Origin of the sequence: Galbibacter sp. PAP.153 (assembly GCF_037029175.1) — a bacterium.
In the GTDB taxonomy this organism is placed as follows: domain Bacteria; phylum Bacteroidota; class Bacteroidia; order Flavobacteriales; family Flavobacteriaceae; genus Galbibacter; species Galbibacter pacificus.
This window is the reverse complement of record NZ_JAZEUN010000023.1, coordinates 33634-54554: the sequence shown is the minus strand read 5'-3', so window position 1 is coordinate 54554 and position 20921 is coordinate 33634. Positions and strand designations below refer to the sequence as shown.

Here is a 20921-nt window from a genome sequence, read left to right as displayed (position 1 = left end):
AGCACTTTTTTATAAATCGGGTAGTTTTTTAACATGTTACCCGATTTTTTTTATGGGCATACGTCTCGTAATATCTTTTCTTTTGACTTATTTCATAGAGGAGTAAACCTCTTTATATCTGGAAACAATTAATTATCCAAAAAAAAGGAAGCTGTAAAACAACTTCCCCTTTCCTCAATTATTATATAAATGAAAAGATCTAAGATCCGCACATAAGGCAATCGTCGTCTTCTGCATCTCTCGATTTTGCCAACATTTCTTTTAATTCCTGTGGCGATAAAGGTTCTACCGCAACGGGGGTTGCCGCTGCCGGTTTTGCTTTTACCTCGGCTGCTTCGGCTGGAACTTTTTCGGTCTTTTTGGTATTGTCCAATGTAAATTTAATGGCATCTACCGCCGATTTTGTCCTTAAGTAGTACATGCCCGTTTTTAAGCCGCTTTTCCATGCATAGAAATGCATCGAGGTAAGCTTCGCATAATTGGCGCCTTCCATAAACAGGTTAAGCGATTGCGACTGGTCTATAAAATATCCTCTGTGGCGTGACATATCGATAATGTCTTTCATGCTCAACTCCCAAACCGTTTTGTAAAGGTCTTTTATATCTTGTGGAATAATCTCTATATGCTGAATAGAACCATTGGCACGCATTAATTCCTGTTTTAATTCTTCGGTCCATAAACCGAGGTTCACCAAGTCTTCCAACAAGTGTTTGTTTACAACTATAAACTCGCCCGAAAGCACCCTTCGCGTATAGATATTGGACGTATATGGCTCAAAACATTCATTATTACCCAGTATTTGCGATGTAGAGGCCGTTGGCATTGGTGCTACCAACAGTGAGTTTCTTACCCCGTGTTTTTTTACGTCTTTACGTAGCTTTTCCCAATCCCAGTTTCCAGAAAGCTCTTTGTCTTTAATCCCCCAAAGGTTGTGTTGAAATTCTCCTTTGGAAATTGGCGATCCTTTGTACGATTCGTATGTGCCCTCCTCTTTGGCCATTTCCATAGAAGCTGTAACTGCTGCATAATAAAGGGTTTCAAAGATATCCTGATTAAGTTTCTTAGCCTCATCCGAAGTAAAAGGCATGCGTAATTTAATAAACGTATCTGCTAGCCCCTGAACTCCCAATCCTATTGGCCTGTGGCGGAAATTGGAATTCCTGGCTTCTTCTACCGGATAATAATTTCTGTCAATTACCCTATTTAAGTTTTTGGTAACCCTTTTGGTTACTTTGTAGAGTTCTTTATGATCAAACTCGTTGTTTTTTACAAACATTGGTAAAGCAATAGAAGCCAAATTACAAACCGCAACTTCATCTGGTGAAGTATATTCAAGGATTTCCGTACAAAGGTTGGAAGAACGGATGGTCCCCAAATTCTTTTGGTTCGATTTTCTGTTGGCAGCATCTTTGTATAGCATGTACGGAGTTCCTGTTTCTATTTGAGATTCCAGGATTTTCTCCCACAATTCACGTGCTTTAATGGTTTTTCTTCCTTTACCTTCTTTTTCGTATTTGGTATAAAGTGCTTCAAATTCTTCGCTGTGCACATCGCAAAGCCCCGGGCATTCGTTAGGGCACATTAGTGTCCACTCCCCGTTTTCCTCTACCCGTTTCATGAACAAGTCTGACATCCACATGGCATAGAAAAGGTCGCGTGCACGCATTTCTTCTTTTCCGTGGTTCTTTTTAAGGTCTAGGAAATCAAAAATATCGGCATGCCAAGGTTCAATATAAATAGCAAACGATCCTTTACGTTTTCCCCCACCTTGATCTACGTAACGTGCGGTATCGTTAAATACTTTTAGCATGGGCACGATCCCGTTGGAAGTACCGTTGGTTCCTGCGATATAACTTCCCGTTGCGCGTATGTTATGTATAGAAAGCCCAATACCGCCAGCCGATTGCGATATTTTGGCCGTTTGTTTAAGCGTATCGTATATTCCGTCAATACTGTCTTCTTTGGCTGTAATTAAAAAGCAGGAAGACATTTGCGGTTTTGGGGTTCCAGAATTAAATAAGGTAGGAGTAGCGTGTGTAAAATATTTTTTAGACATGAGTTCGTAAGTCTCCAAAGCACTGTCTATATCGTCAAGGTGAATTCCAACAGAAACCCTCATTAACATATGCTGTGGGCGTTCGGCAATCTTTCCGTTTAATTTTAACAGATATGAACGCTCCAATGTTTTAAATCCAAAATAATCATACCCGAAATCGCGGTTATAAATAATCATGGAATCCAGTTTGTCGGCATTTTTCTGGATTACTTCATAAACCTCGTCTGAAAGTAGCGGTGCTTTTTTCCCAGTTCGCGGGTTCACGTATTCATAGAGATCGGTCATGGTTTCAGAAAACGATTTCTTCGTGTTTTTGTGAAGGTTGGACACAGAAATCCTAGCGGCCAATCTTGCATAATCCGGATGTGTTGTGGTCATTGTTGCGGCAATTTCTGCTGCAAGGTTATCCAGTTCGGATGTGGTAACACCATCATATAGCCCTTCAATAACTCTCATGGCTACTTTTACGGGGTCTACTAATTCGTTTAGCCCATAGCAAAGTTTACGGACCCGTGCCGTAATCTTATCGAACATAATGGGCTCTTTTCTGCCGTCTCTTTTAATTACATACATACGCTACAAAATTTTATGGTTAAAGGATAGTCAATTGCCTTGTGGTTCGCCCCAAGGCACATACTAGGAAAACTATTAAAACATTTCGATACTGTGCCTGCCATGAATATCGGGCAAGTAAGCACCGGAATTTTTGTCCCGAAACTCCCAATGGTTATCGGGCAAGCCCACTATGTGAGCCAATCCAGTCCGTGTTTTCCTAAATCCGGACTTTCTAAAAATTATTATTAAACGGGGGTTCCTTGATTTTCTTTGTTTGCTTCAATATAATCTAGAAATCTGCGTCGAAGCTAATTTTTTGGTCTTCGTCGTCTTTGTTAAGCACGCCTGCTTTTTGGTATTCTGACACTCGTTTTTCAAAGAAATTTGTTTTTCCCTGTAACGAAATCATATCCATAAAGTCAAACGGATTCGTGGAGTTGTACACTTTCTCGCATTCCAATTCCACCAAGAGCCTATCTGTCACAAACTCCAAATACTGTGTCATTAAAGTGGCGTTCATCCCAATTAAGCTTATCGGGAGCGATTCGGTAATAAACTCGCGCTCGATATCCAGGGCATCTATTATAATTTCTTTGATACGCTCCTTGCTCACTTTATTTTTTAAGTGATGGTTATGAAGGTGTACCGCAAAATCACAGTGCATCCCTTCATCACGGGAAATCAGCTCGTTTGAAAAGGTCAATCCCGGCATTAAACCACGTTTTTTCAACCAGAAAATAGAACAAAATGCCCCCGAAAAGAAAATTCCTTCAACGGCCGCAAAAGCAATTAACCGTTCGGCAAAACTTGGGGACTCGATCCATTTCAAGGCCCAGTCTGCTTTCTTTTTAATAGCAGGAAAATTTTCAATAGCCTTAAAAAGAGTACTTTTTTCCTTTTCGTTTTTCACATAGGTGTCTATTAACAACGAATAGGTTTCAGAATGGATGTTTTCCATCATGATCTGGAAACCATAAAAGAATTTAGCTTCAGAATACTGCACCTCATTCACAAAATTTTCGGCCAGATTTTCATTCACGATACCATCTGAAGCAGCAAAAAATGCCAATATGTGTTTTATAAAATATTGCTCGTCGGCGTTTAATTTACTGTTCCAATCTGTTAAATCCTGATGTAGATCAATTTCCTCCGCAGTCCAAAAACAGGCCTCTTGTTTTTTATACCACTCCCAAATATCGTGGTGTTGTATTGGAAAAATAACAAACCGGTCTTTATTTTCTTGCAAAATTGGCTCTACTGCTGCTGACATTTCTTCTGATTTTTAGCGTTTTATTATTTGATTTTTTATTGTGACTTGGGACTAACAAAGATTGAAAAATGACGGCGAAAATGAAAGGTTATTAACATGAATTGTTGTAAAAGTTTTTAACATGAATTGTTGAAATCTATCTTCAACACCCATAAACAGGGGCGTGTTAAGATATTGTTAATCAATTTGTTGAAACTGAAACTCAACCATAAAAAACATCGCTAAAAAAACGCGCAATATCCCGATAAAACACCCAAAATACTGAAAGCAAGCAGTATGCGATGTAAAAAAATATCGCTAGAGGAACTTTTCCTAAAATCTCTTTTTTTAATTTTACCGAGAAAGTCTTTTTACACAGGCAACGGCTAAAAACACCCGCTTATGAATGCCCCAGGTCTTTGGCGACCTGCTCTAATTCTTCGTACCATTCTATGCCGAACTTTTCTATGAGCGCATTTTTAACAAACTTGTATACGGGCACTTGAAGCGTTGTGCCAAGCGTACATGCATCGTCGCAAATATGCCATTTATGATAATTTACAGCTGCAAATTCTTGATACTGCCTAATACGCACCGGATACAGGTAACAAGAAATGGGTTTTTTCCAATTAACCCCCCCCGCGTTATAGGCTTGCTCAATACCGCAAAGCGCCGTACCATTTTCGGCAAAAGTAACATAGGCACATTCGCTGCCGTTAACCAAAGGGGTCTCCCATTCGCCATCCAGTCCTTTTACATACGTGCCCTGCCTTTCAATGGCCTCGATGCCTTCTTTTCTTAAATAAGGCTTCACTTTGGGGTAAATTTCTTCCAGTATTTTGGTTTCATCATTTTCAACCGGAGCCCCGGCTTCCCCATCAACACAACAGGCCCCTTTGCAGGCCGAAAGGTTGCAAACAAAATCGTTTTCCAGTATCTCTTCAGATACAATAGTTTTCCCTAATTGAAACATGCTGCAAATATACTTTTTTTAAAGACACAGGTGCGACCTGTTCATGGATATTCGAAGATTTTCCAACGATTCTGAGAAATAAAGAGATAGAAAAATTTTCCTGCTTTTTTAATAAAACTATTCGTTAGAAATCAATTAGTTATTTATAGCTTTGCACCGATTTTTAAAGCCCATTTAAAATGAATTTTGATCTAAAGGAAATTATAACCGCCGGCATGATTTTATTTGCCGTAATCGATATCGTAGGAAGTGTTCCAATAATTGTAGATTTGCGAAATAAGGTAGGTCATATACAATCGGAAAAGGCCTCCATTGTGGCTGCCGTTATCATGATTGCCTTTTTGTTTATTGGAGAAACCATTCTTTCGCTTATCGGCATTGATGTAAACTCGTTTGCCGTTGCCGGATCTTTTATCATTTTCTTTTTGGCCATTGAAATGATTTTGGGCATTACCCTATATAAAGACGATGCGCCAGAAACAGCTTCCATAGTCCCTTTGGCCTTCCCGTTAATTGCCGGGGCGGGTACCATGACGTCTATTCTATCGCTTAGGGCAGAATACCATGTGGAGAACATTATAGTGGCCATTATTGTCAACATTATTATAGTTTACCTTGTATTGAAATCTTCCAGTAAAATAGGTAAGATTCTAGGTAAATCGGGTTTGGCTGTGATACGTAAAGTTTTTGGCGTAATTTTGCTGGCCATAGCCGTTAAGCTGTTTGCCACCAATGTAACCGGCTTGTTTTAAGGCGATTTTTTAACGGTATTAAAAAAAATAAATCTATTTCAAATGAAAATTTTAACTATAATCCTCATTCTATTTGCCGTTGCCATGATTGGCTTTAATGTAACCATGTTGGATTTCGACAGCCCGTTTCAAGGAGACAGCTTAATTGCGGTTATAGGAATTATAGCCTCGTTATGCGCGATTTTATTATTGTCGATATTCTATCAGTCTAAAAAAATTCAAGACAAACTCAAAGAACAGGAAAAATAATGTTTGATGCGCTTATAATTGGCGGAGGGGCTTCGGGAATGCAGTGCGCACTGGTTTTGGGCTCTGCCCATAAAACAGCATACGCCAAGGACAAAAAAATAGGGATTGTAATGCACCAAAAAGCTTCGCACCTCCAATCGGCATTGCTCAACAATGTTCTAGGAATTCCACCGGGGACCAGCGGGCTCGAAATCCTGAATGAAGGAAAAAAGCAACTTGCAAATCTTTATCCACAGATTGAGCAAATTGAAAAAGAAAAAGTTCTTTCCGTACAAGAAGAAAACGGCATATACACTGTTTCCACCAACAAAAGCACCTATGTCACCAAAATTGCGGTTATTGCCATAGGATATACCAACTTATTTAATATTGAAGGCCTAAAAGGCTATATAGAGCCACATGCTTTAAGCCCTGCCGAAAAAAACAGGGTTCAGCTTAAAAATTACAATCATTTAATTAAACAAGGGCTTTATGTTGCCGGCACGCTTGCCGGATGGAGAAGTCAATTTGCCATTGCGGCGGGTAGCGGGGCACAAGTAGCAACCGACATCCTTACGTTTTGGAACGACGGCAAGCATACAAAAGTGCACGACAAGCTCGATGTTTGAGATGTAGTTTTTTATAGTTGAAGTTTATATCTCCGGAGAAATAACATATACCTGAGTTCGATTATTCTGTTTCTTGATATTGTGCCGTTTCCACATCAGCTTCATCAGCCTCCGCAACATGTAGGACGGCTTCAAGCATGGCATCATTTTGCTTTAGGATCTGCTGCTGAATGTTCTCGTCGTACAATTGCTCTGCCATAGTGGCTTTAATATAGAGTTTCAGGTTCTCCTTGTAAGGCGTTAAGTCGATATTCAGGCCACGGTCTTCGGCATAATACATAAAATCGTCTACCATTTCGTCGTTCACCACAAAGTTCAATATAAATTCGTTGGGTGAAATTTCATTGTAGGTATTTCTATGCATATCTAAATATTCAAAAACATAAAAAGACATAAATCCAGAGTCGAGCATACTGTTTACCCACGCTTCTTCCTGGGTAGCATTAATAGGCACAAAGATATCGGGGATAATGCCCCCCCCACCGTAAACTATTTTTCCTTTGGGAGTTTTAAAAACCAGGGAATCAGCTATTTTAATACTATCGGCCGAGCGCATTTCGCCGTTCTCGTACCTTTTATAAAACTGTTTGTAATAATCTTCGGTACCATTTTCGTAAGAGCGCTGAATAGACCTTCCTGTAGGGGTATAATATCTCGATACGGTAAGCCTCACCGAAGATCCATCGCCTAAGCCCATTTCGCGCTGCACCAGTCCTTTTCCAAAAGAGCGTCGCCCGATTATGGTCCCACGGTCGTTGTCTTGCAATGCACCAGCTACGATTTCGCTAGCAGAAGCCGATTTTTCATTGATAAGCACATAAATTTCTCCATCTTCAAAATTCCCCCTTTTAGAAGCATATGCTTTTTCTATGGCACCACTTTTGTTTTTGGTAAAAAGTATTAGTTTATCATCTTCCAGAAATTCATCGGCTATTTGTTCGGCTATGCCCAAATACCCGCCAGGGTTATCGCGCAAATCCAAAGCAAGTTTTGTTATGCCCTGTTTTTGAAGTTGGTTAAGCGCACTTTTAAATTCGCGGTACGTACTTTCGGCAAAGCGGTTAATTTTAATGTAACCCAGATCTGAAGCCAATAAATAATAGGCATCGACACTTTGTAGGGGTACCTCGGCCCGTTTTAGGTCTATTTTTAGTGTTTTCTTTTCAGAAGGCCGGTATACCAGTAATTTTATGGATGTTTTATTGTCGCCTTTTAATTTGCTTACTATTTCCCGGCTACTTAATTCCTTTCCGTAAAGGGTATCGTTATCGGCCATTAATATCCTGTCTCCGGCCCTGATCCCCGCCTTCATGCTCGGACCGCCCTCTATTGGCCTGATAACGGCCAGCGAGTCTTTGTACATGTAAAAGCTCACGCCCACGCCCACAAAGTCGCCTTTCATGTTTTCTGCAACTTTTGCCGCTTCCCTTTTTGGAATATACACAGAATGGGGGTCCAGCTTGTTTAATATATTGTTTACCGTTACGTCTACAATGCTATCTGTATTTACATCATCTACATATTCGTAATCTATATAATCGATAAGCCTGTTTAATTTGTCTTTTTTAGAATTTGTTGAGAAAAGTTTTTCGGGGGTATCGTTAAAGTTTAACTTTCCGCCAATAAAAATTCCAACCGCCAATGCAGCCGCAATAATGAGGGGCAATAAATAGTTTTTGTTTTTCAGCATTTAATCTTCTTCTAAGTTCTCCATATGGACCAGCTCTACGCCGGCCTTTTCTAAAAATTGTAGTCCTTCGCTATCTTTATATGCATGTATGTACACAACCCGTTTAATTCCTGCCTGGTGCACCAGTTTGCTACATTCCTTGCACGGAGACAGGGTTATATAGAGTGTTGCTCCATGGCATGACTGCGTAGACGATGCTACTTTAAGTATGGCATTTGCCTCGGCATGCAGGACGTACCATTTGGTAAAACCTTCTTCGTCTTCGCATACATTTTCGAATCCGGTCGGGGTGCCATTGTATCCATCAGAGATAATCATTCTATCTTTAACAATAATTGCGCCAACTTGTTTTCTTTTACAATGTGACAGTTTTCCCCATTCCTGAGCCATCCTTAAATAGGCCCTGTCGTATCTTGCCTGCTTTTTATCAATCATAGCATTTGTTGAAGCAACTGGCCCGGGCACGCCCAAAAGCCATCTCAATTAAATTATTTATTGGCAAGCCACCAATAAAGCATGGTCCCGCCGTGTTTTAAGTTTTTGAAAACCTCACTTAGTGAGTTAAAAAAAGCAACACTAATTGATAGGTTGCCTATTTCGAGACGAAGATAAAGGCTTTGAACCTTAATTACAACTTGAATACAGTTAATTTTAACCTAATTAAATGCACATGAGTCAATTAACATGGGAATTACAAATCCTATTACTATTGCTGAAATGACCATAATCCAGTCTCTTTTATTAAACCGAAAGATAGTCTGCACCAAAAATCCAATGATCAACACTATTATAACCACGATAATCTGCGAAGCCTCGATGCCCAATGCAAATTCCAGCAGTGGCACCAATTTGTTTGAAGCACTGGCCACTATTTGCTTAAAATATGTAGAAAACCCTAACCCGTGTATGAGTCCAAAAAACAAGGTAGCAAAAAATGCCAAGCCAAACTTTTCCCGTTTTGCCCCTTTTCCGGCAGTAAAAATATTAAACACGGCCGTAATAAATATGGTAATTGGTATTAAGCATTCTACAAGTCCGGAACTAACCGTAACAACACCATATGTGGCCAATATAAGTGAAAGTGTATGCCCCAACGTAAAAATAGTGACCAACCATAACACCCTTTTCCAATTGCTAAAGGTATAAGGCACCGTTAATACAATGAAAAACAATACATGGTCGTATGCATTGATATCGAGTACGTGATTAAGCCCGAGCTTAAAATAGAACCAAAACTGATCCATATTGCATTTAGATTTATGGGTTTGTCAAACTTACAATTATTTTAAAAAATCCGTTAAAATTCTAACAAACATTCGCTAAAATTTCACATTTCCTAAAAGTGCCTTTTTTAATTCTTTGATACACAGATAAAAAATAATCCAATCTTTATTTACATCCCCCGTTCTTTTTGAATCTGCTCGTAAGCCATTTGCACTTCCTTAAATTTATCCTCGGCCCCTTTTTTTATAGCTTCATCGTTTGTACGTACTTTATCGGGATGGTATTTTTTTACCATTTGCCTATAGGCGGCCTTTACATCGGCATCACTGGCATCTTTGTCGATTTCTAGAATTTTATAGGCCGTATCTGCCGATTTGACAAACATGGCCTTGATACTTTCAAAATCCCTGTAATGAATTCTAAAATAGCCCGCAATCTCACGAATTTTAAGCCGTTCCGATTCCGTTACGGCACCATCGGCTTGGGCAATCCCAAAAAGAAAGTGCAATAATTGCAATCGGACTTCATATCGTGTCCGTTGGTTTAAATAGCCACAAATACGTTCGGCAGAAACCTCTCTTTTTTTAACAATTTCATTAAAAGTTTTAAAAATGGCATTTGCCTTGTCTTTCCCATACGTTGCAATAAAGTAGCTGCGCACGTATTGCAGTTCGTTTTGGTTGACTTTTCCGTCGGCTTTGATTACAATCGAACAGAGCGAGAGCAGATTCAGCTCGAAATCGGCCGGGGAAACTTCGTCTCTATCATTAAAAATCGTGTCAATACGTATCCCGCCCTTTCTTTGGCTATCTATTAAACTGCCAATAATAAACCCGATAACAACACCTGGAATCCGCAAAAAAAAGTATCCGGCAAATGCCAAGACCCATTTAAACATAACATTTTTTTTATAAGCTTCAAATATAAGGCTATTTTGTTGGTTGCTATATGAATTGATGTTTATTAAAATTTACATGCAACCAGCGACATTCAGGTCAGCTTATAAAAAAATTAACTTAAGGCCATTTAACTTCAATAAAAACCGGCAAAATCATAAGCCTTAAATCAACATAAAAAGTGTATGTTTTTCTTTATCTTTGCGACTTAATTAGTTAACTGAAATAAAAATATTAAAATATAGCGATTATGTATCCAGCAGAATTAGTAAAACCCATGAAAGACGACCTTGTAGCTGTAGGTTTTGAAGAATTACTCTCGACTGAAGCCGTAGATGCCGCCATGAAAAAAGAAGGTACAACACTAGTGGTCGTAAATTCCGTTTGCGGTTGTGCCGCGGCCAATGCAAGACCCGGTGCAAAAATGAGTTTGAGAAATGCAAAAACCCCAGATAATTTATATACGGTTTTTGCAGGCTTTGACAAAGAAGCTACCGACAAGGCACGGGAATATATGTTGCCGTTCCCCCCATCTTCACCTTGCATGGCTTTGTTTAAAGACGGCGAATTGGTACATATGCTGGAAAGGCACCATATTGAAGGGAGACCAGCAGAAATTATTGCCGATAACCTTACCGAAGCATATAACGAACATTGCTAAGCAAAATAGTATGCTTTTTAACCGTATTCAAGCCACGTTTTTACACGTGGTTTTTTTATTTTTGCCAATAAATACCATTACACATTTGGAACATAGAATACTATTTATTTGTACCGGAAATTATTACCGAAGCAGGTTTGCAGAAATTTTATTCAACGAGCTCTGCCAAGAAGAAGAGATTCGGTTTCGGGCTTTTTCAAAGGGACTCCGGTTATCCAGCAACAACAAAGGGCCCCTTTCCATACATACCAAAAACTATATGGAAAAGTTACGCATAGACATATCCCACCAGTTACGGATGCCCATTCCTGTTACTGCTGATGACTTTGACTATTACCATACGGTTATTGCCATGGATGAAAACGAACACCGTAACTTGATGAAAGAAACTTTTCCAGAAATGGAAAATAAAATATCGTACTGGCTTTTTGCCGATGATTATATAGAAGCCCCCGAAAAAGTACTTCCGCTGTTGGAAAAGAAAACCCGGGAATTTGTAGAACAATTAAAAGAGGAGCTCCATACAAAAAAGTAAGGTTAAATGAAAAAGATACTTTCCTATCCATTGTCTGTTATTTATTTTATATTCTTTGGGCTGTTACTCGTTATTTTCCATCCCATTCAATGGATATGCCATAATTTATTGGGTTATCAGGCCCATAAAAAAAGCGTCGACATACTAAATTGGTTTTTAATGCGGAGCCTGCTATTGTTGGGAACGACCGTTTCGTTTAGAAACCCTCATAAAATTGCAACAAACCAGCCGTGCATCATTGTTACCAACCATCAAAGTATGTACGATATTTCTCCCATTGTCTGGCATATGAGAAAACATCACCCTAAATTTATCAGCAAAAAAGAACTGGGCAAGGGCATCCCGAGCATTTCATACAATTTAAGGCACGGAGGGTCTGCTTTGATAGACAGGAAAGACAAAGAGCAAGCATTTAAGGAGATACTAAAAGTGGCCAATTATGCCAAGGAAAACAACAGGTCGGTTGTTATATTCCCCGAAGGGACACGCAGCAGGGACGGCAAGCCAAAACGTTTTCAAACAGGAGGGCTTAAAATATTGCTTAAAAAAATCCCCAATGCAACCGTTGTGCCCATAAGCATCAATAATTCATGGAAAACCCTGCGCTACGGTAAATTTCCAATGGGCATAGGCACCCATATAACTTTTGATGTCCATACGCCTATTGGGGCCAGGGACCTGCCTCCAGATGAGCTTATTGCCAAAATTGAAGAAACCATTAGCAGCCATATAAATTATTAATATGACCAATACAGAAACCATTGAACACACCATTGCCTTTGTAAAGGAGGCCCTAATAAATGCTGAAGGTGGCCACGATTGGTTTCATATACAACGTGTTTTTAACAATGCCCTGCTTATTGCCAAAGACGAAAAAAAAGCCGACCCACTGATAGTTGGGCTTGGTGCACTTTTGCACGATATTGCCGACGCCAAATTTCATGATGGCGACGAAACCATTGGGCCCAAGACCGCCGAGACTTTTTTAAGAAGCATTAAAGTAGACGAAACCACCATTGAACACGTAAAAAAGATTATAGAGAACATCTCTTTTAAAGGAGGTAATTTCAATCAGCAGTTCAAATCCTTGGAACTCGATATTATTCAGGATGCAGACCGGCTGGATGCCATTGGCGCCATTGGCATTGCCCGGTGCTTTAATTACGGTGGGTTTAAAAACAGAAAACTGTACGACCCCGAAATTGCTCCGAAAATGAACATGAGCAAAGCCGAATACAAAAAAAGCCAATCCCCCACCATAAATCATTTTTACGAAAAACTATTGCTTTTAAAAGACCGGATGAACACTAAGACCGGAAAAAAAATTGCCCAGAAAAGGCATGAGTACATGGAAGGTTTTTTAGAAGAATTTTACAACGAAGTTAATGGCCGATTATAACTTTTTAACCATAGAAGATCAATGGCATGGAACAGGTGATTGATGTAGTAATCAATCCAAGTTGCGTAAAAATTCTTGCAGTTTGTATTCGGGCGATATAAGTGCGCTTTCAACCGTACATAATGTTTTTCTGGATAAGAATGTGTACTTTACGGAACAATAACCTCATCGCAAGGAGATTTTGGGGGCGATTTAAAGTGGCATTTAAAAAATGTAATTATAGGTTCCATGCGAAATTGGAGCAAAAATGCCCTTGAATGGAATTTGGCCAACAACGAATATTACGAGCCTCATACCAATGGGGGGTGTACTGTTTGCAAAGGTGGATTAACTATAGACAACGCCGGAAATATTACCCGAAATGTTGGGTATTATATTGTTGGGCATGCCTCTAAATTTGTTCCGCAGGGATCTGTTAGCATTGAAAGCAACATAAATGGAACGCTACAAAACGCTGCGTTCTCCACCCCAAATGGCAAAATTGTGCTTATTGTGGAAAACGATGGCGGCAACGACGAATCTTTTAATGTAAAATACAATGATAAATGGTTTACAATAGCGCTTCCAGCGGGGGCCGTTGGAACCTTTATTTGGAAATAAACAACAACATAATGAAGAATTTAATTAATATCTTATTTCTGGCCATAACAGCAATTGGTTTTTCACAAAACCTGCATACCGATGGTCAAAAAATTGTAAACGAAAAAGGCGAAAATATATTGCTGAAAGGAATTGGCCTTGGCGGACACATGCTCCAAGAAGGTTATATGCTTAAAGTTCCCTTCTCAGGTCAGCAACATGTTTTTAAACAACATATTGAAGCATTAATTGGAAAAGAAGCTACGGCAGAATTTTACAACCGTTGGCTTGCCAACCATACCCAAAAAACCGATATCGATTCGTTAAAGAGCTGGGGGTTTAACTCTGTTAGGCTTCCCATGCATTACAATCTTTATACGCTCCCCATAGAAGACGAACCCGTAAAAGGCAAACAAACATGGCTGGAAAAAGGTTTCCAGATGACCGATTCTTTATTGCAATGGTGCAAAGGGAATAAAATGTACCTCATTCTAGACATGCATGCCACTCCGGGCGGACAAGGACACGACCTAAACATATCCGACCGCGACCCCTCTAAACCTTCCTTATGGGAAAGTAAAGCCAATCAAGAGAAACTCGTTGCGCTTTGGCAAAAATTGGCCGAAAGGTACAAAGACGAAGCATGGATTGGCGCCTACGATATTATTAACGAGCCCAATTGGGCATTTACCGGAAAACATAAAAACGGGATAGACGAACAGGAAAACAAACCGCTTAAAAAATTAATGGTAGAAATCACCAAAGCCATTAGGAAAGTAGATAAAAAACACATCCTCATTATAGAAGGAAACGGCTGGGGAAATAATTACAACGGCGTTCTTCCCCCATGGGACGACAATATGGTAATTAGTTTCCACAAATACTGGAACTACAACACCCAAGCTGAAATTCAAGGTTTTTTGGATTTTCGGAAAAAATACAATACCCCTATTTGGTTAGGCGAAACCGGGGAAAACTCGAATGTATGGTTTACCGATGCTATTACTTTAATGCAGCAGAACAATATTGGTTGGTGCTGGTGGCCGCTAAAAAAGCTGGGCTTCAACAATCCATTGGAGATTAAGGTAAACCCGGGCTATCAAAAATTGTTGGATTATTGGGCTGATAAAGCCGATAAACCCACTCAAAAAGAAGCTTATGACGCACTGATGCAACTCGCCGAAGATGCTAAAATTGAAAACAATATTTTCCATAAAGATGTTGTAGATGCCATGATGCGCCTACCATTAACAAACGGAACAAAACCATACAAAGCAGTAAATATTGATGAAGATACATTGATAAAGGCAGTAAATTACGACCTTGGAAAGCTTGGCATTGCTTATTTTGATACCGATTATGGAAATTATTACGTTTCTACCGGAAAAGAGCGCACAGGATGGAACAATGGCCGCACCTATAGAAACGACGGCATTGATATTTACAAAGACGAAAGCGGGTATTATGTAGGCGATACCCAACGTGGCGAATGGCTTCAATATACTTTTGAAGCTTCAGAAGAAGGGGATTATGAAATTGCATTTACTACAAAAACTACTTCGGAATGTTCTGTTTTAATAGAAAACAAGGATGGATATTCTGAAGTAATTACAATTGCCAAAAACTTATCTTGGAACACTTCAGAAGCAAAAAAAATAACGCTTAACAAAGGTTTCAATCAACTCAAAATTACCGTTCTTAAAGGTCGGCCGGACCTAAAGGAAATTCTTATCAAAAAATAAAAAATGCTACAAAAATATAACTTACTGTTACTGGGAATTGCTTTTATTGCATTTTCTTGTTCAACTAAAAAAGAACAACAAAACAACGATGCATCGTTATGGGTTACTTCCCTGGATAAATCTGTATTGTTAAAAAAAGTCCCGATTGAAAACCATTCTGAAAAATCCCCCGGAAATGCAGTTATTATAAATATCGATACCACAAAAACCTACCAAACCATGGATGGGTTTGGGTACAGCTTAACAGGCGGTAGCGCCATGCACCTTTATAAAATGAGCGATTCTGCCCGGATAAAAATCTTGGAAGAGCTTTTTGGCACGGGCAAAAACAGCATTGGAGCAAGTTATTTGCGGATAAGCATTGGTTCTTCGGACCTTGATGAGAAACCTTGGTCTTATGATGATATTGCCGAAGGAAAAACCGATGAAAATTTAGAACACTTTTCTTTGGCTTACGACACGCTTTATTTAATTCCGGTATTAAAGGATATTCTAAAAATAAATCCCGATATAAAAATAATGGGCTCGCCATGGTCGCCCCCAAAATGGATGAAAACCAATAACGATACCCGTGGCGGAAGCTTAAAAGAAGCATACCATGAAGTATATGCCCAATATTTTGTAAAGTATCTCAAGGCGATGGAAGAACACGGGATTACCTTGGACGCCATTACCGTACAAAACGAGCCCCTGCACCCCGGCAACAACCCCAGCACGCTTATGCTGGCGGCACAACAGGCCGATTTTATCAAACACAATCTGGGACCTGCTTTTAATAAAAATAACATTACGACCAAAATTGTGATTTACGATCATAATGCCGACCGGATTGATTACCCTATTTCTATTTTAGACGATCCCGAAGCTGCCAAATATATAGATGGCGCTGCATTTCATTTATACGGCGGGGAAATTGATGCACTTTCCAAAGTACATCAAAAGCATCCGGATAAAAATCTTTATTTTACCGAACAATGGGTGGGTGCACCGGGCGATTTTGAGAAAGAAATGGAATGGCATACCGAAAATCTTATTATTGGCGCTACGCGAAACTGGTGTAAAACGGTTTTGGAATGGAACTTGGCCGCTGATGAAAAAATGGACCCACATACGGACAGGGGCGGATGCGATATTTGTCTGGGCGCCATAACCATTAAAGGCGACTCTGTAACACGAAATCCGGCATATTATATTGTAGCACAAGCTTCTAAATTTATACCCCCTGGTTCGGTAAGGGTTGCCTCCAGCACCAATGATACGGTTCCTAATGTAACTTTTAAAACCAAAGAAGGAAAGATTGTTTCTGTCATGTTGAATAAAACCGACCAACCTCAGCAAGTTCAAATAAAAATAGGCCATACAAATATGTACGTTCAAGTTATGGCAAGAGCTGTAGCAACACTTGTTCAATAAAATTATTCCCTAACCTACATCTTTTTATGCAGAAAAGAGGCCAATTGGCCTCTTTTGTTTTATTCCCCAGGGAAATCCGCTTTTCGTTTTTCTAAAAATGCGGTGGTGCCTTCCTTAAAATCTTCGGTGCCAAAACATTCGCCAAAAGCTTCAATTTCTTTACGGTAACCATTACTGCCAAATCCTGCGTTTATGGAAGCTATGGCCGATGAAATTGCCATAGGGGAGTTATTGATAATTTTTCCGGCTATTTTTTCACAAAAAGGAATTAACTGCTCCTGGGCAACCATATGGTTGATGAGCCCGGACATCAAGGCTTGCTCGGTACCAATCATTCCGGCAGTTAAAATCATTTCCATGGCCCTTCCTTTTCCTACCAATTGCGGAAGTCTTTGCGTACCTCCATAACCGGGGATAACGCCCAAAGAAGTTTCCGGAAGCCCCATTCTAGCATGGTCGCTTGCCACTCTAAAATGGCACGCCATTGCCAATTCCAAACCACCCCCCAATGCAAAACCGTTAATGGCAGCAATTACCGGGGTGCTAAGGTTTTCTATTAAATTAAAAAGCAGCTCTTGGCCTTTTGCGGCCAATTGCGACCCTTCATACACCGAAAAGTTGGCAAATTCTGCAATATCGGCACCTGCAACAAATGCCTTTTCCCCTGCTCCGGTTATAATAATAACCCGTACATCGGGGTCTTCTTCAAGGTTTTTAAAGGCTTCGTGCAGTTCTTCAATAGTAGCTTTATTAAGTGCATTTAATTTTTTAGGGCGGTTAATGGTAATTAAACCAATATGTCCCTGAATATCGATTAAAATATTTTCAAAGCTCATAGATGTCTTATTTATATTTTTTATTCTGATTTCTCTTTAAATTTAGGAAAAGATACGGTAAAAACAGTTCCTTTTCCCAAAACAGACGACATACATATATGCCCGTTGTAGGTTTCAACAATATTTTTTACCATTCCTAGACCAAGCCCCATTCCGCTGGTCTTGGTGGTAAACTTCGGTTCGAATATTTTTTCTTGGTTTTCGGGGGCAATGCCAATACCATTATCGGCTACAGAAATTTTTACCAGGTCTTTATCAGAGTAGACGTTCACTACAATTTTAGGTTCCCTGTCTGGTGCCAGTGCCTGCGTTGCATTTTTTACCAAATTTGTAATTATCCTTATTAACTGGGTCCTGTCCAGTTTTGCTATAATTTCTTTTTCTTCTGAAAAAAACGTTATATAGTCTTCGTTGAAAATATCGACCGACAACCGCACCACCTCAATAACATTTAGTGTCTCGTTTTGCTGTGCCGGCATCTTGGCAAAACTTCCAAAGGCCGAAGCAATATTGCTCATGGTATCGATTTGCTGAATTAATGTTTTTGAGAATTCGTTTATTTTATTTGATGCATTTTCGTCGTCCGGGTCGAATTTTCGCTGAAAGTTTTGCACGCTCAGGCGCATGGGGGTAAGCGGATTTTTAATTTCGTGGGCCACTTGCTTAGCCATTTCGCGCCATGCCTGTTCACGTTCGCTTTTGGCCAGCAATGTAGCACTGTTTTCAAGTTCGTCTATCATACCGTTGTAGGCATTTACCAAAGCGCCAATTTCTTCACTGGGATCGTCCAGATAAATTTTTTGGTTCTGCTTGCTAAGCCTGGTCTGGTATAGTTTTTCGCTAATGGCTTTTAGGGACCGTGTAATATATTTAGAGATAACATAGGCAAGCATTACCGCAAGGGCAAGTAAAATAAGGTATACGGCACCGAGCCTTAGCAAAAACTCTTTTAACTCGCTGTTATTAAAAGTATCGTCTTCGTAATAAGGGATATGAAGGATGCCGATCGGTTTAAATTTAGGGTCTAAAATATAACTATAAGAAGATTGAAAACGGTCGCCGGCCGCTTTGGTCTTTTCTATATAACGCTTGGTAAAACTGGAAGCCAGTCCGTGAATAATGCTTTGATCCAATTGATTATTGGTTTCGTCCAGGCCAATTCTAGGTTTTGAGCTTATTATTAGGTTTCCTTCCAGGTCGTATACATTAAAATTGATGTCCAAAACATCTGAAGCCTCATAAATGGCATTTTTATATTCCAGAATATACATAAGGTTTTCGGTTTTAACCTCCCAAGTAGTATTCTTCAACATATAATCTATTTGAGCGTTGAGCTGGTCTTCTTTTCTTTCAAGGTATTCTTTGTGGTAATCTTCGGCCTGTTCTTTGTATTGATAAATAGTAACCCCGGCGATAAGCACAGATGCCAGCACCACTATAAAAATCATGGTAATGAATATGCGTGTCCGAAGCGAAAGTTTATTATACACAATTGCAATTTTTCAATTTTAAAGATAACAATAATTACACCAATGTTTTTATAAATATCCAACCTTTAAATACGTCAGGCCTCCGGATTTTTATCGCGAATACGTTTATACAAACGTATGCCCAGCATGAGCAAAATTGCCAAAATAAAAATACCGACAACGCCAAACACCCAATTAAGGCTATCTTTTAAAATTACTAGAAAAACTACCGAAAACAAGATGATGGTGGATCCTTCGTTCCAAATACGCATAGATTTGGAGGTGTATTTTACCTCGTCCCGCTGTAGTTGCTTAAAGATTTGATGTGTTTTTAAATGATATAAAATCAGCAAAAAAACAAAAAGGAGCTTTATGTGCATCCACCCCTGTTGAAGCCATCCCGGCATTATTACCAGCAACAATATTGCAAAAAAAAGGGCTAAAATAGCCGACGGCCAGGTAATGATGAACCACAAGCGCTTGGCCATTAATTTAAGTTGTTTGCCCAAAATTTCCTTTTCGGGCGATGGTTTGTGGAATGCTTCAATTTGATAGACAAACAACCTTGGAATATAGAACAATCCTGCAAACCAAGTAATAACAAAAATTAAATGTAATGCCTTTATGTAGTTGTAATATTCGGCCATCTTGCTTTAAAATTAATTATTCTCTGTAATAACCAGTTCTTTTCGCACTTCTTTATTCAAAAAATATCCAGTAACGATGGTAGAAAGAACATCTGCTATAGGAAAGGATATCCAAACCCCGATTTCACCGTAAAACTTGGGCAAGATCAATATCAACGGTATAAAAAAGAACCCCTGCCGTGTCAAGGTAAGCAACAATGCCGGTTTGGCTTTTCCAATGGCTTGAAAATAAGCCGACCCTATTAATTGTATCACCACAATTGGCGTAGCGGCAAAGACCCAACGCATGGCTCCGGGTGTCTCGGCCAAGACTTCCTTGTCGTGTGTAAACACATTGGTTATTGCCTCGGGGAACAACATTATCAATATAAAAATGGCAAAGCCTAAAATTACGGCATATTTAATAGCCGTATTAATAGATTCCCGCACTCTTTGGTATTGCTTGGCCCCATAATTAAATCCTGCAATTGGCAAAAAACCTTGGGTAATACCCAGCACCGGAAACAATGCAAACATAAGCATGCGCCCAATAATGGCATATACCGTAACCGACGATTCGCCGCCCAGTTCAAACAGGATATTGTTTAAAAATAAATACGTAATGCTTACCACGGCCTGTCTTGCAAGGGTAACCCCGCCCAATGAAGCAATTTCGAAAACAATACTTTTATTTAGCCCAAAATGGGACCAGTTTATTTTAAGCTCGGAATTTTTTGATAAAAAATACCAAACTATGTAAATAAAGCAGCACATATAAGATCCCGTCGTGGCCCATGCCGCACCATACATTCCGTAGTCCAGCACATTTATAAATATATAATCGAAGATTAAATTACCCGCCGATGGGATAATCATGGCGATCATGGCAAACTTTGGCCGTCCTTCTGCCCTTATTACATTATTCCCCAGCATGCACAATGCCAAGAAAGGAACCCCATAAAGTACTATTTTGTAATAGATCTTTGCCGGATCGAATATTGCACCCTTTCCACCAAAACTTGGTATTATGGTATCTACAAATACCAAACCAACAATTACAAAAACCGATGTTAGAAGAAAAGTAAGCGTAATTTGATTTCCAAAGGTTTTTAGTGCCTTTTTTGGTTCTTCGGCACCTAATGCCCTGGAAATTATGGAAGAACCGCCAATCCCGATTGCCATTCCCAAAGCGGCTATAAAAAACGAGACCGGGAGCACCACATTAATGGCCGCAATAGCTACAGAACCAATCCAGTTCCCCACAAAAATGGTATCGACCAATATATTTAGCGACATTACCAGAATACCAATGGAGGCCGGCACTGCTTGACGCACCAATAATTTGCCTATGGAATCTGTTCCCAATTCTTTTGAAGTAGCTTTTGCCATATTTTTTTAACTTACTAAGT

The 20921-nt window shown here is 39.5% G+C and carries 21 protein-coding genes; 10 read left to right on the top strand and 11 right to left on the bottom strand.

Annotated features, from left to right (window positions below; genetic code table 11):
- Nucleotides 1-199: 199 nt before the first annotated feature.
- The 3 genes from UXI14_RS14670 to UXI14_RS14660 form a co-directional block, all read right to left on the bottom strand.
- Nucleotides 200-2629, bottom strand: coding sequence for a ribonucleoside-diphosphate reductase subunit alpha (locus UXI14_RS14670; protein ID WP_277900423.1), 2430 nt, complete (start codon nt 2627-2629; stop codon nt 200-202).
- Between the two features lie 271 nt (nt 2630-2900).
- Nucleotides 2901-3881 carry a ribonucleotide-diphosphate reductase subunit beta gene (locus UXI14_RS14665; RefSeq protein ID WP_277900424.1) on the bottom strand — a complete coding sequence of 327 codons (981 nt, stop codon included), beginning with the start codon at nt 3879-3881 and terminating at the stop codon, nt 2901-2903.
- 379 nt (nt 3882-4260) lie between these two features.
- Nucleotides 4261-4833 (bottom strand): DUF3109 family protein, encoded by a 573-nt coding sequence (locus UXI14_RS14660; protein ID WP_277900425.1) that lies wholly within the window; start codon nt 4831-4833, stop codon nt 4261-4263.
- Nucleotides 4834-5012: 179 nt separating this feature from the next.
- Here UXI14_RS14660 and UXI14_RS14655 point away from each other — a divergent pair, with 179 nt between their 5' ends.
- The 3 genes from UXI14_RS14655 to UXI14_RS14645 are packed head-to-tail and all read left to right on the top strand — an operon-like array spanning nt 5013 to nt 6442.
- Nucleotides 5013-5585, top strand: a complete 573-nt coding sequence (locus UXI14_RS14655) for a MarC family protein (protein WP_277900426.1) — start codon at nt 5013-5015, stop codon at nt 5583-5585.
- Nucleotides 5586-5627: 42 nt separating this feature from the next.
- A complete protein-coding gene (locus UXI14_RS14650; protein ID WP_277900427.1) occupies nt 5628-5834 on the top strand; it encodes a hypothetical protein in 207 nt (68 codons plus the stop codon).
- The gene (locus UXI14_RS14645; RefSeq protein ID WP_277900428.1) at nt 5834-6442 is read left to right on the top strand and encodes an FAD-dependent oxidoreductase; all 609 of its coding nucleotides are present in this window, start codon (nt 5834-5836) and stop codon (nt 6440-6442) included. Before UXI14_RS14650 ends, UXI14_RS14645 begins: the two co-directional genes overlap by 1 nt.
- Nucleotides 6443-6503: 61 nt before the next feature.
- On the opposite strand, the gene UXI14_RS14640 is transcribed toward UXI14_RS14645, so the two are convergent.
- The 4 genes from UXI14_RS14640 to UXI14_RS14625 form a co-directional block, all read right to left on the bottom strand.
- Entirely contained in the window at nt 6504-8132 is a 1629-nt protein-coding gene (locus UXI14_RS14640; RefSeq protein WP_277900429.1) for a S41 family peptidase, read from the bottom strand.
- Nucleotides 8133-8567, bottom strand: a complete 435-nt coding sequence (locus UXI14_RS14635; protein WP_277900430.1) for a dCMP deaminase family protein — start codon at nt 8565-8567, stop codon at nt 8133-8135.
- 221 nt (nt 8568-8788) lie between these two features.
- Nucleotides 8789-9376, bottom strand: a complete 588-nt coding sequence (locus UXI14_RS14630; protein ID WP_335966779.1) for a HupE/UreJ family protein — start codon at nt 9374-9376, stop codon at nt 8789-8791.
- A 149-nt stretch (nt 9377-9525) separates the two neighbouring features.
- Nucleotides 9526-10254 carry a TerB family tellurite resistance protein gene (locus UXI14_RS14625; RefSeq protein WP_335966778.1) on the bottom strand — a complete coding sequence of 243 codons (729 nt, stop codon included), beginning with the start codon at nt 10252-10254 and terminating at the stop codon, nt 9526-9528.
- A 248-nt stretch (nt 10255-10502) separates the two neighbouring features.
- Here UXI14_RS14625 and UXI14_RS14620 point away from each other — a divergent pair, with 248 nt between their 5' ends.
- The 7 genes from UXI14_RS14620 to UXI14_RS14590 all read left to right on the top strand — a co-directional run bounded on the left by UXI14_RS14620 (nt 10503) and on the right by UXI14_RS14590 (nt 16581).
- Nucleotides 10503-10913, top strand: a complete 411-nt coding sequence (locus UXI14_RS14620; protein WP_277900433.1) for a BrxA/BrxB family bacilliredoxin — start codon at nt 10503-10505, stop codon at nt 10911-10913.
- Between the two features lie 85 nt (nt 10914-10998).
- Nucleotides 10999-11448: a low molecular weight phosphatase family protein gene (locus UXI14_RS14615; RefSeq protein WP_335966777.1), complete on the top strand. Its 450-nt coding sequence runs from the start codon at nt 10999-11001 to the stop codon at nt 11446-11448.
- 6 nt (nt 11449-11454) lie between these two features.
- Entirely contained in the window at nt 11455-12189 is a 735-nt protein-coding gene (locus UXI14_RS14610) for a lysophospholipid acyltransferase family protein (protein WP_335966775.1), read from the top strand.
- 1 nt (nt 12190) lies between these two features.
- The gene (locus tag UXI14_RS14605) at nt 12191-12847 is read left to right on the top strand and encodes an HD domain-containing protein (RefSeq protein ID WP_335966774.1); all 657 of its coding nucleotides are present in this window, start codon (nt 12191-12193) and stop codon (nt 12845-12847) included.
- Nucleotides 12848-13075: 228 nt separating this feature from the next.
- A complete protein-coding gene (locus UXI14_RS14600) occupies nt 13076-13447 on the top strand; it encodes a glycoside hydrolase family 30 beta sandwich domain-containing protein (RefSeq protein ID WP_335966773.1) in 372 nt (123 codons plus the stop codon).
- 11 nt (nt 13448-13458) lie between these two features.
- Nucleotides 13459-15168 carry a cellulase family glycosylhydrolase gene (locus tag UXI14_RS14595; protein WP_335966772.1) on the top strand — a complete coding sequence of 570 codons (1710 nt, stop codon included), beginning with the start codon at nt 13459-13461 and terminating at the stop codon, nt 15166-15168.
- A 3-nt stretch (nt 15169-15171) separates the two neighbouring features.
- Nucleotides 15172-16581 (top strand): glycoside hydrolase family 30 beta sandwich domain-containing protein, encoded by a 1410-nt coding sequence (locus UXI14_RS14590; RefSeq protein WP_335966771.1) that lies wholly within the window; start codon nt 15172-15174, stop codon nt 16579-16581.
- A 59-nt stretch (nt 16582-16640) separates the two neighbouring features.
- On the opposite strand, the gene UXI14_RS14585 is transcribed toward UXI14_RS14590, so the two are convergent.
- The 4 genes from UXI14_RS14585 to UXI14_RS14570 form a co-directional block, all read right to left on the bottom strand.
- A complete protein-coding gene (locus UXI14_RS14585) occupies nt 16641-17417 on the bottom strand; it encodes an enoyl-CoA hydratase-related protein (protein ID WP_335966770.1) in 777 nt (258 codons plus the stop codon).
- 20 nt (nt 17418-17437) lie between these two features.
- Nucleotides 17438-18865, bottom strand: coding sequence for a HAMP domain-containing sensor histidine kinase (locus tag UXI14_RS14580; protein ID WP_335966790.1), 1428 nt, complete (start codon nt 18863-18865; stop codon nt 17438-17440).
- Nucleotides 18866-18981: 116 nt separating this feature from the next.
- Nucleotides 18982-19533 (bottom strand): CopD family protein, encoded by a 552-nt coding sequence (locus UXI14_RS14575; RefSeq protein ID WP_335966769.1) that lies wholly within the window; start codon nt 19531-19533, stop codon nt 18982-18984.
- Between the two features lie 12 nt (nt 19534-19545).
- On the bottom strand, nt 19546-20901 hold the full coding sequence (locus tag UXI14_RS14570) for an MATE family efflux transporter (RefSeq protein ID WP_335966768.1): 1356 nt from the start codon (nt 20899-20901) through the stop codon (nt 19546-19548).
- Between the last annotated feature and the right edge of the window lie 20 nt (nt 20902-20921).

Coding starts and splice junctions, on each gene's coding strand:
- UXI14_RS14670 (WP_277900423.1), bottom strand. CDS start 2,629: ATGTATGTAATTAAAAGAGACGGCAGAAAAGAGCCCATTATGTTCGAT.
- UXI14_RS14665 (WP_277900424.1), bottom strand. CDS start 3,881: ATGTCAGCAGCAGTAGAGCCAATTTTGCAAGAAAATAAAGACCGGTTT.
- UXI14_RS14660 (WP_277900425.1), bottom strand. CDS start 4,833: ATGTTTCAATTAGGGAAAACTATTGTATCTGAAGAGATACTGGAAAAC.
- UXI14_RS14655 (WP_277900426.1), top strand. CDS start 5,013: ATGAATTTTGATCTAAAGGAAATTATAACCGCCGGCATGATTTTATTT.
- UXI14_RS14650 (WP_277900427.1), top strand. CDS start 5,628: ATGAAAATTTTAACTATAATCCTCATTCTATTTGCCGTTGCCATGATT.
- UXI14_RS14645 (WP_277900428.1), top strand. CDS start 5,834: ATGTTTGATGCGCTTATAATTGGCGGAGGGGCTTCGGGAATGCAGTGC.
- UXI14_RS14640 (WP_277900429.1), bottom strand. CDS start 8,132: ATGCTGAAAAACAAAAACTATTTATTGCCCCTCATTATTGCGGCTGCA.
- UXI14_RS14635 (WP_277900430.1), bottom strand. CDS start 8,567: ATGATTGATAAAAAGCAGGCAAGATACGACAGGGCCTATTTAAGGATG.
- UXI14_RS14630 (WP_335966779.1), bottom strand. CDS start 9,376: ATGGATCAGTTTTGGTTCTATTTTAAGCTCGGGCTTAATCACGTACTC.
- UXI14_RS14625 (WP_335966778.1), bottom strand. CDS start 10,254: ATGTTTAAATGGGTCTTGGCATTTGCCGGATACTTTTTTTTGCGGATT.
- UXI14_RS14620 (WP_277900433.1), top strand. CDS start 10,503: ATGTATCCAGCAGAATTAGTAAAACCCATGAAAGACGACCTTGTAGCT.
- UXI14_RS14610 (WP_335966775.1), top strand. CDS start 11,455: ATGAAAAAGATACTTTCCTATCCATTGTCTGTTATTTATTTTATATTC.
- UXI14_RS14605 (WP_335966774.1), top strand. CDS start 12,191: ATGACCAATACAGAAACCATTGAACACACCATTGCCTTTGTAAAGGAG.
- UXI14_RS14600 (WP_335966773.1), top strand. CDS start 13,076: ATGCGAAATTGGAGCAAAAATGCCCTTGAATGGAATTTGGCCAACAAC.
- UXI14_RS14595 (WP_335966772.1), top strand. CDS start 13,459: ATGAAGAATTTAATTAATATCTTATTTCTGGCCATAACAGCAATTGGT.
- UXI14_RS14590 (WP_335966771.1), top strand. CDS start 15,172: ATGCTACAAAAATATAACTTACTGTTACTGGGAATTGCTTTTATTGCA.
- UXI14_RS14585 (WP_335966770.1), bottom strand. CDS start 17,417: ATGAGCTTTGAAAATATTTTAATCGATATTCAGGGACATATTGGTTTA.
- UXI14_RS14580 (WP_335966790.1), bottom strand. CDS start 18,865: ATGATTTTTATAGTGGTGCTGGCATCTGTGCTTATCGCCGGGGTTACT.
- UXI14_RS14575 (WP_335966769.1), bottom strand. CDS start 19,533: ATGGCCGAATATTACAACTACATAAAGGCATTACATTTAATTTTTGTT.
- UXI14_RS14570 (WP_335966768.1), bottom strand. CDS start 20,901: ATGGCAAAAGCTACTTCAAAAGAATTGGGAACAGATTCCATAGGCAAA.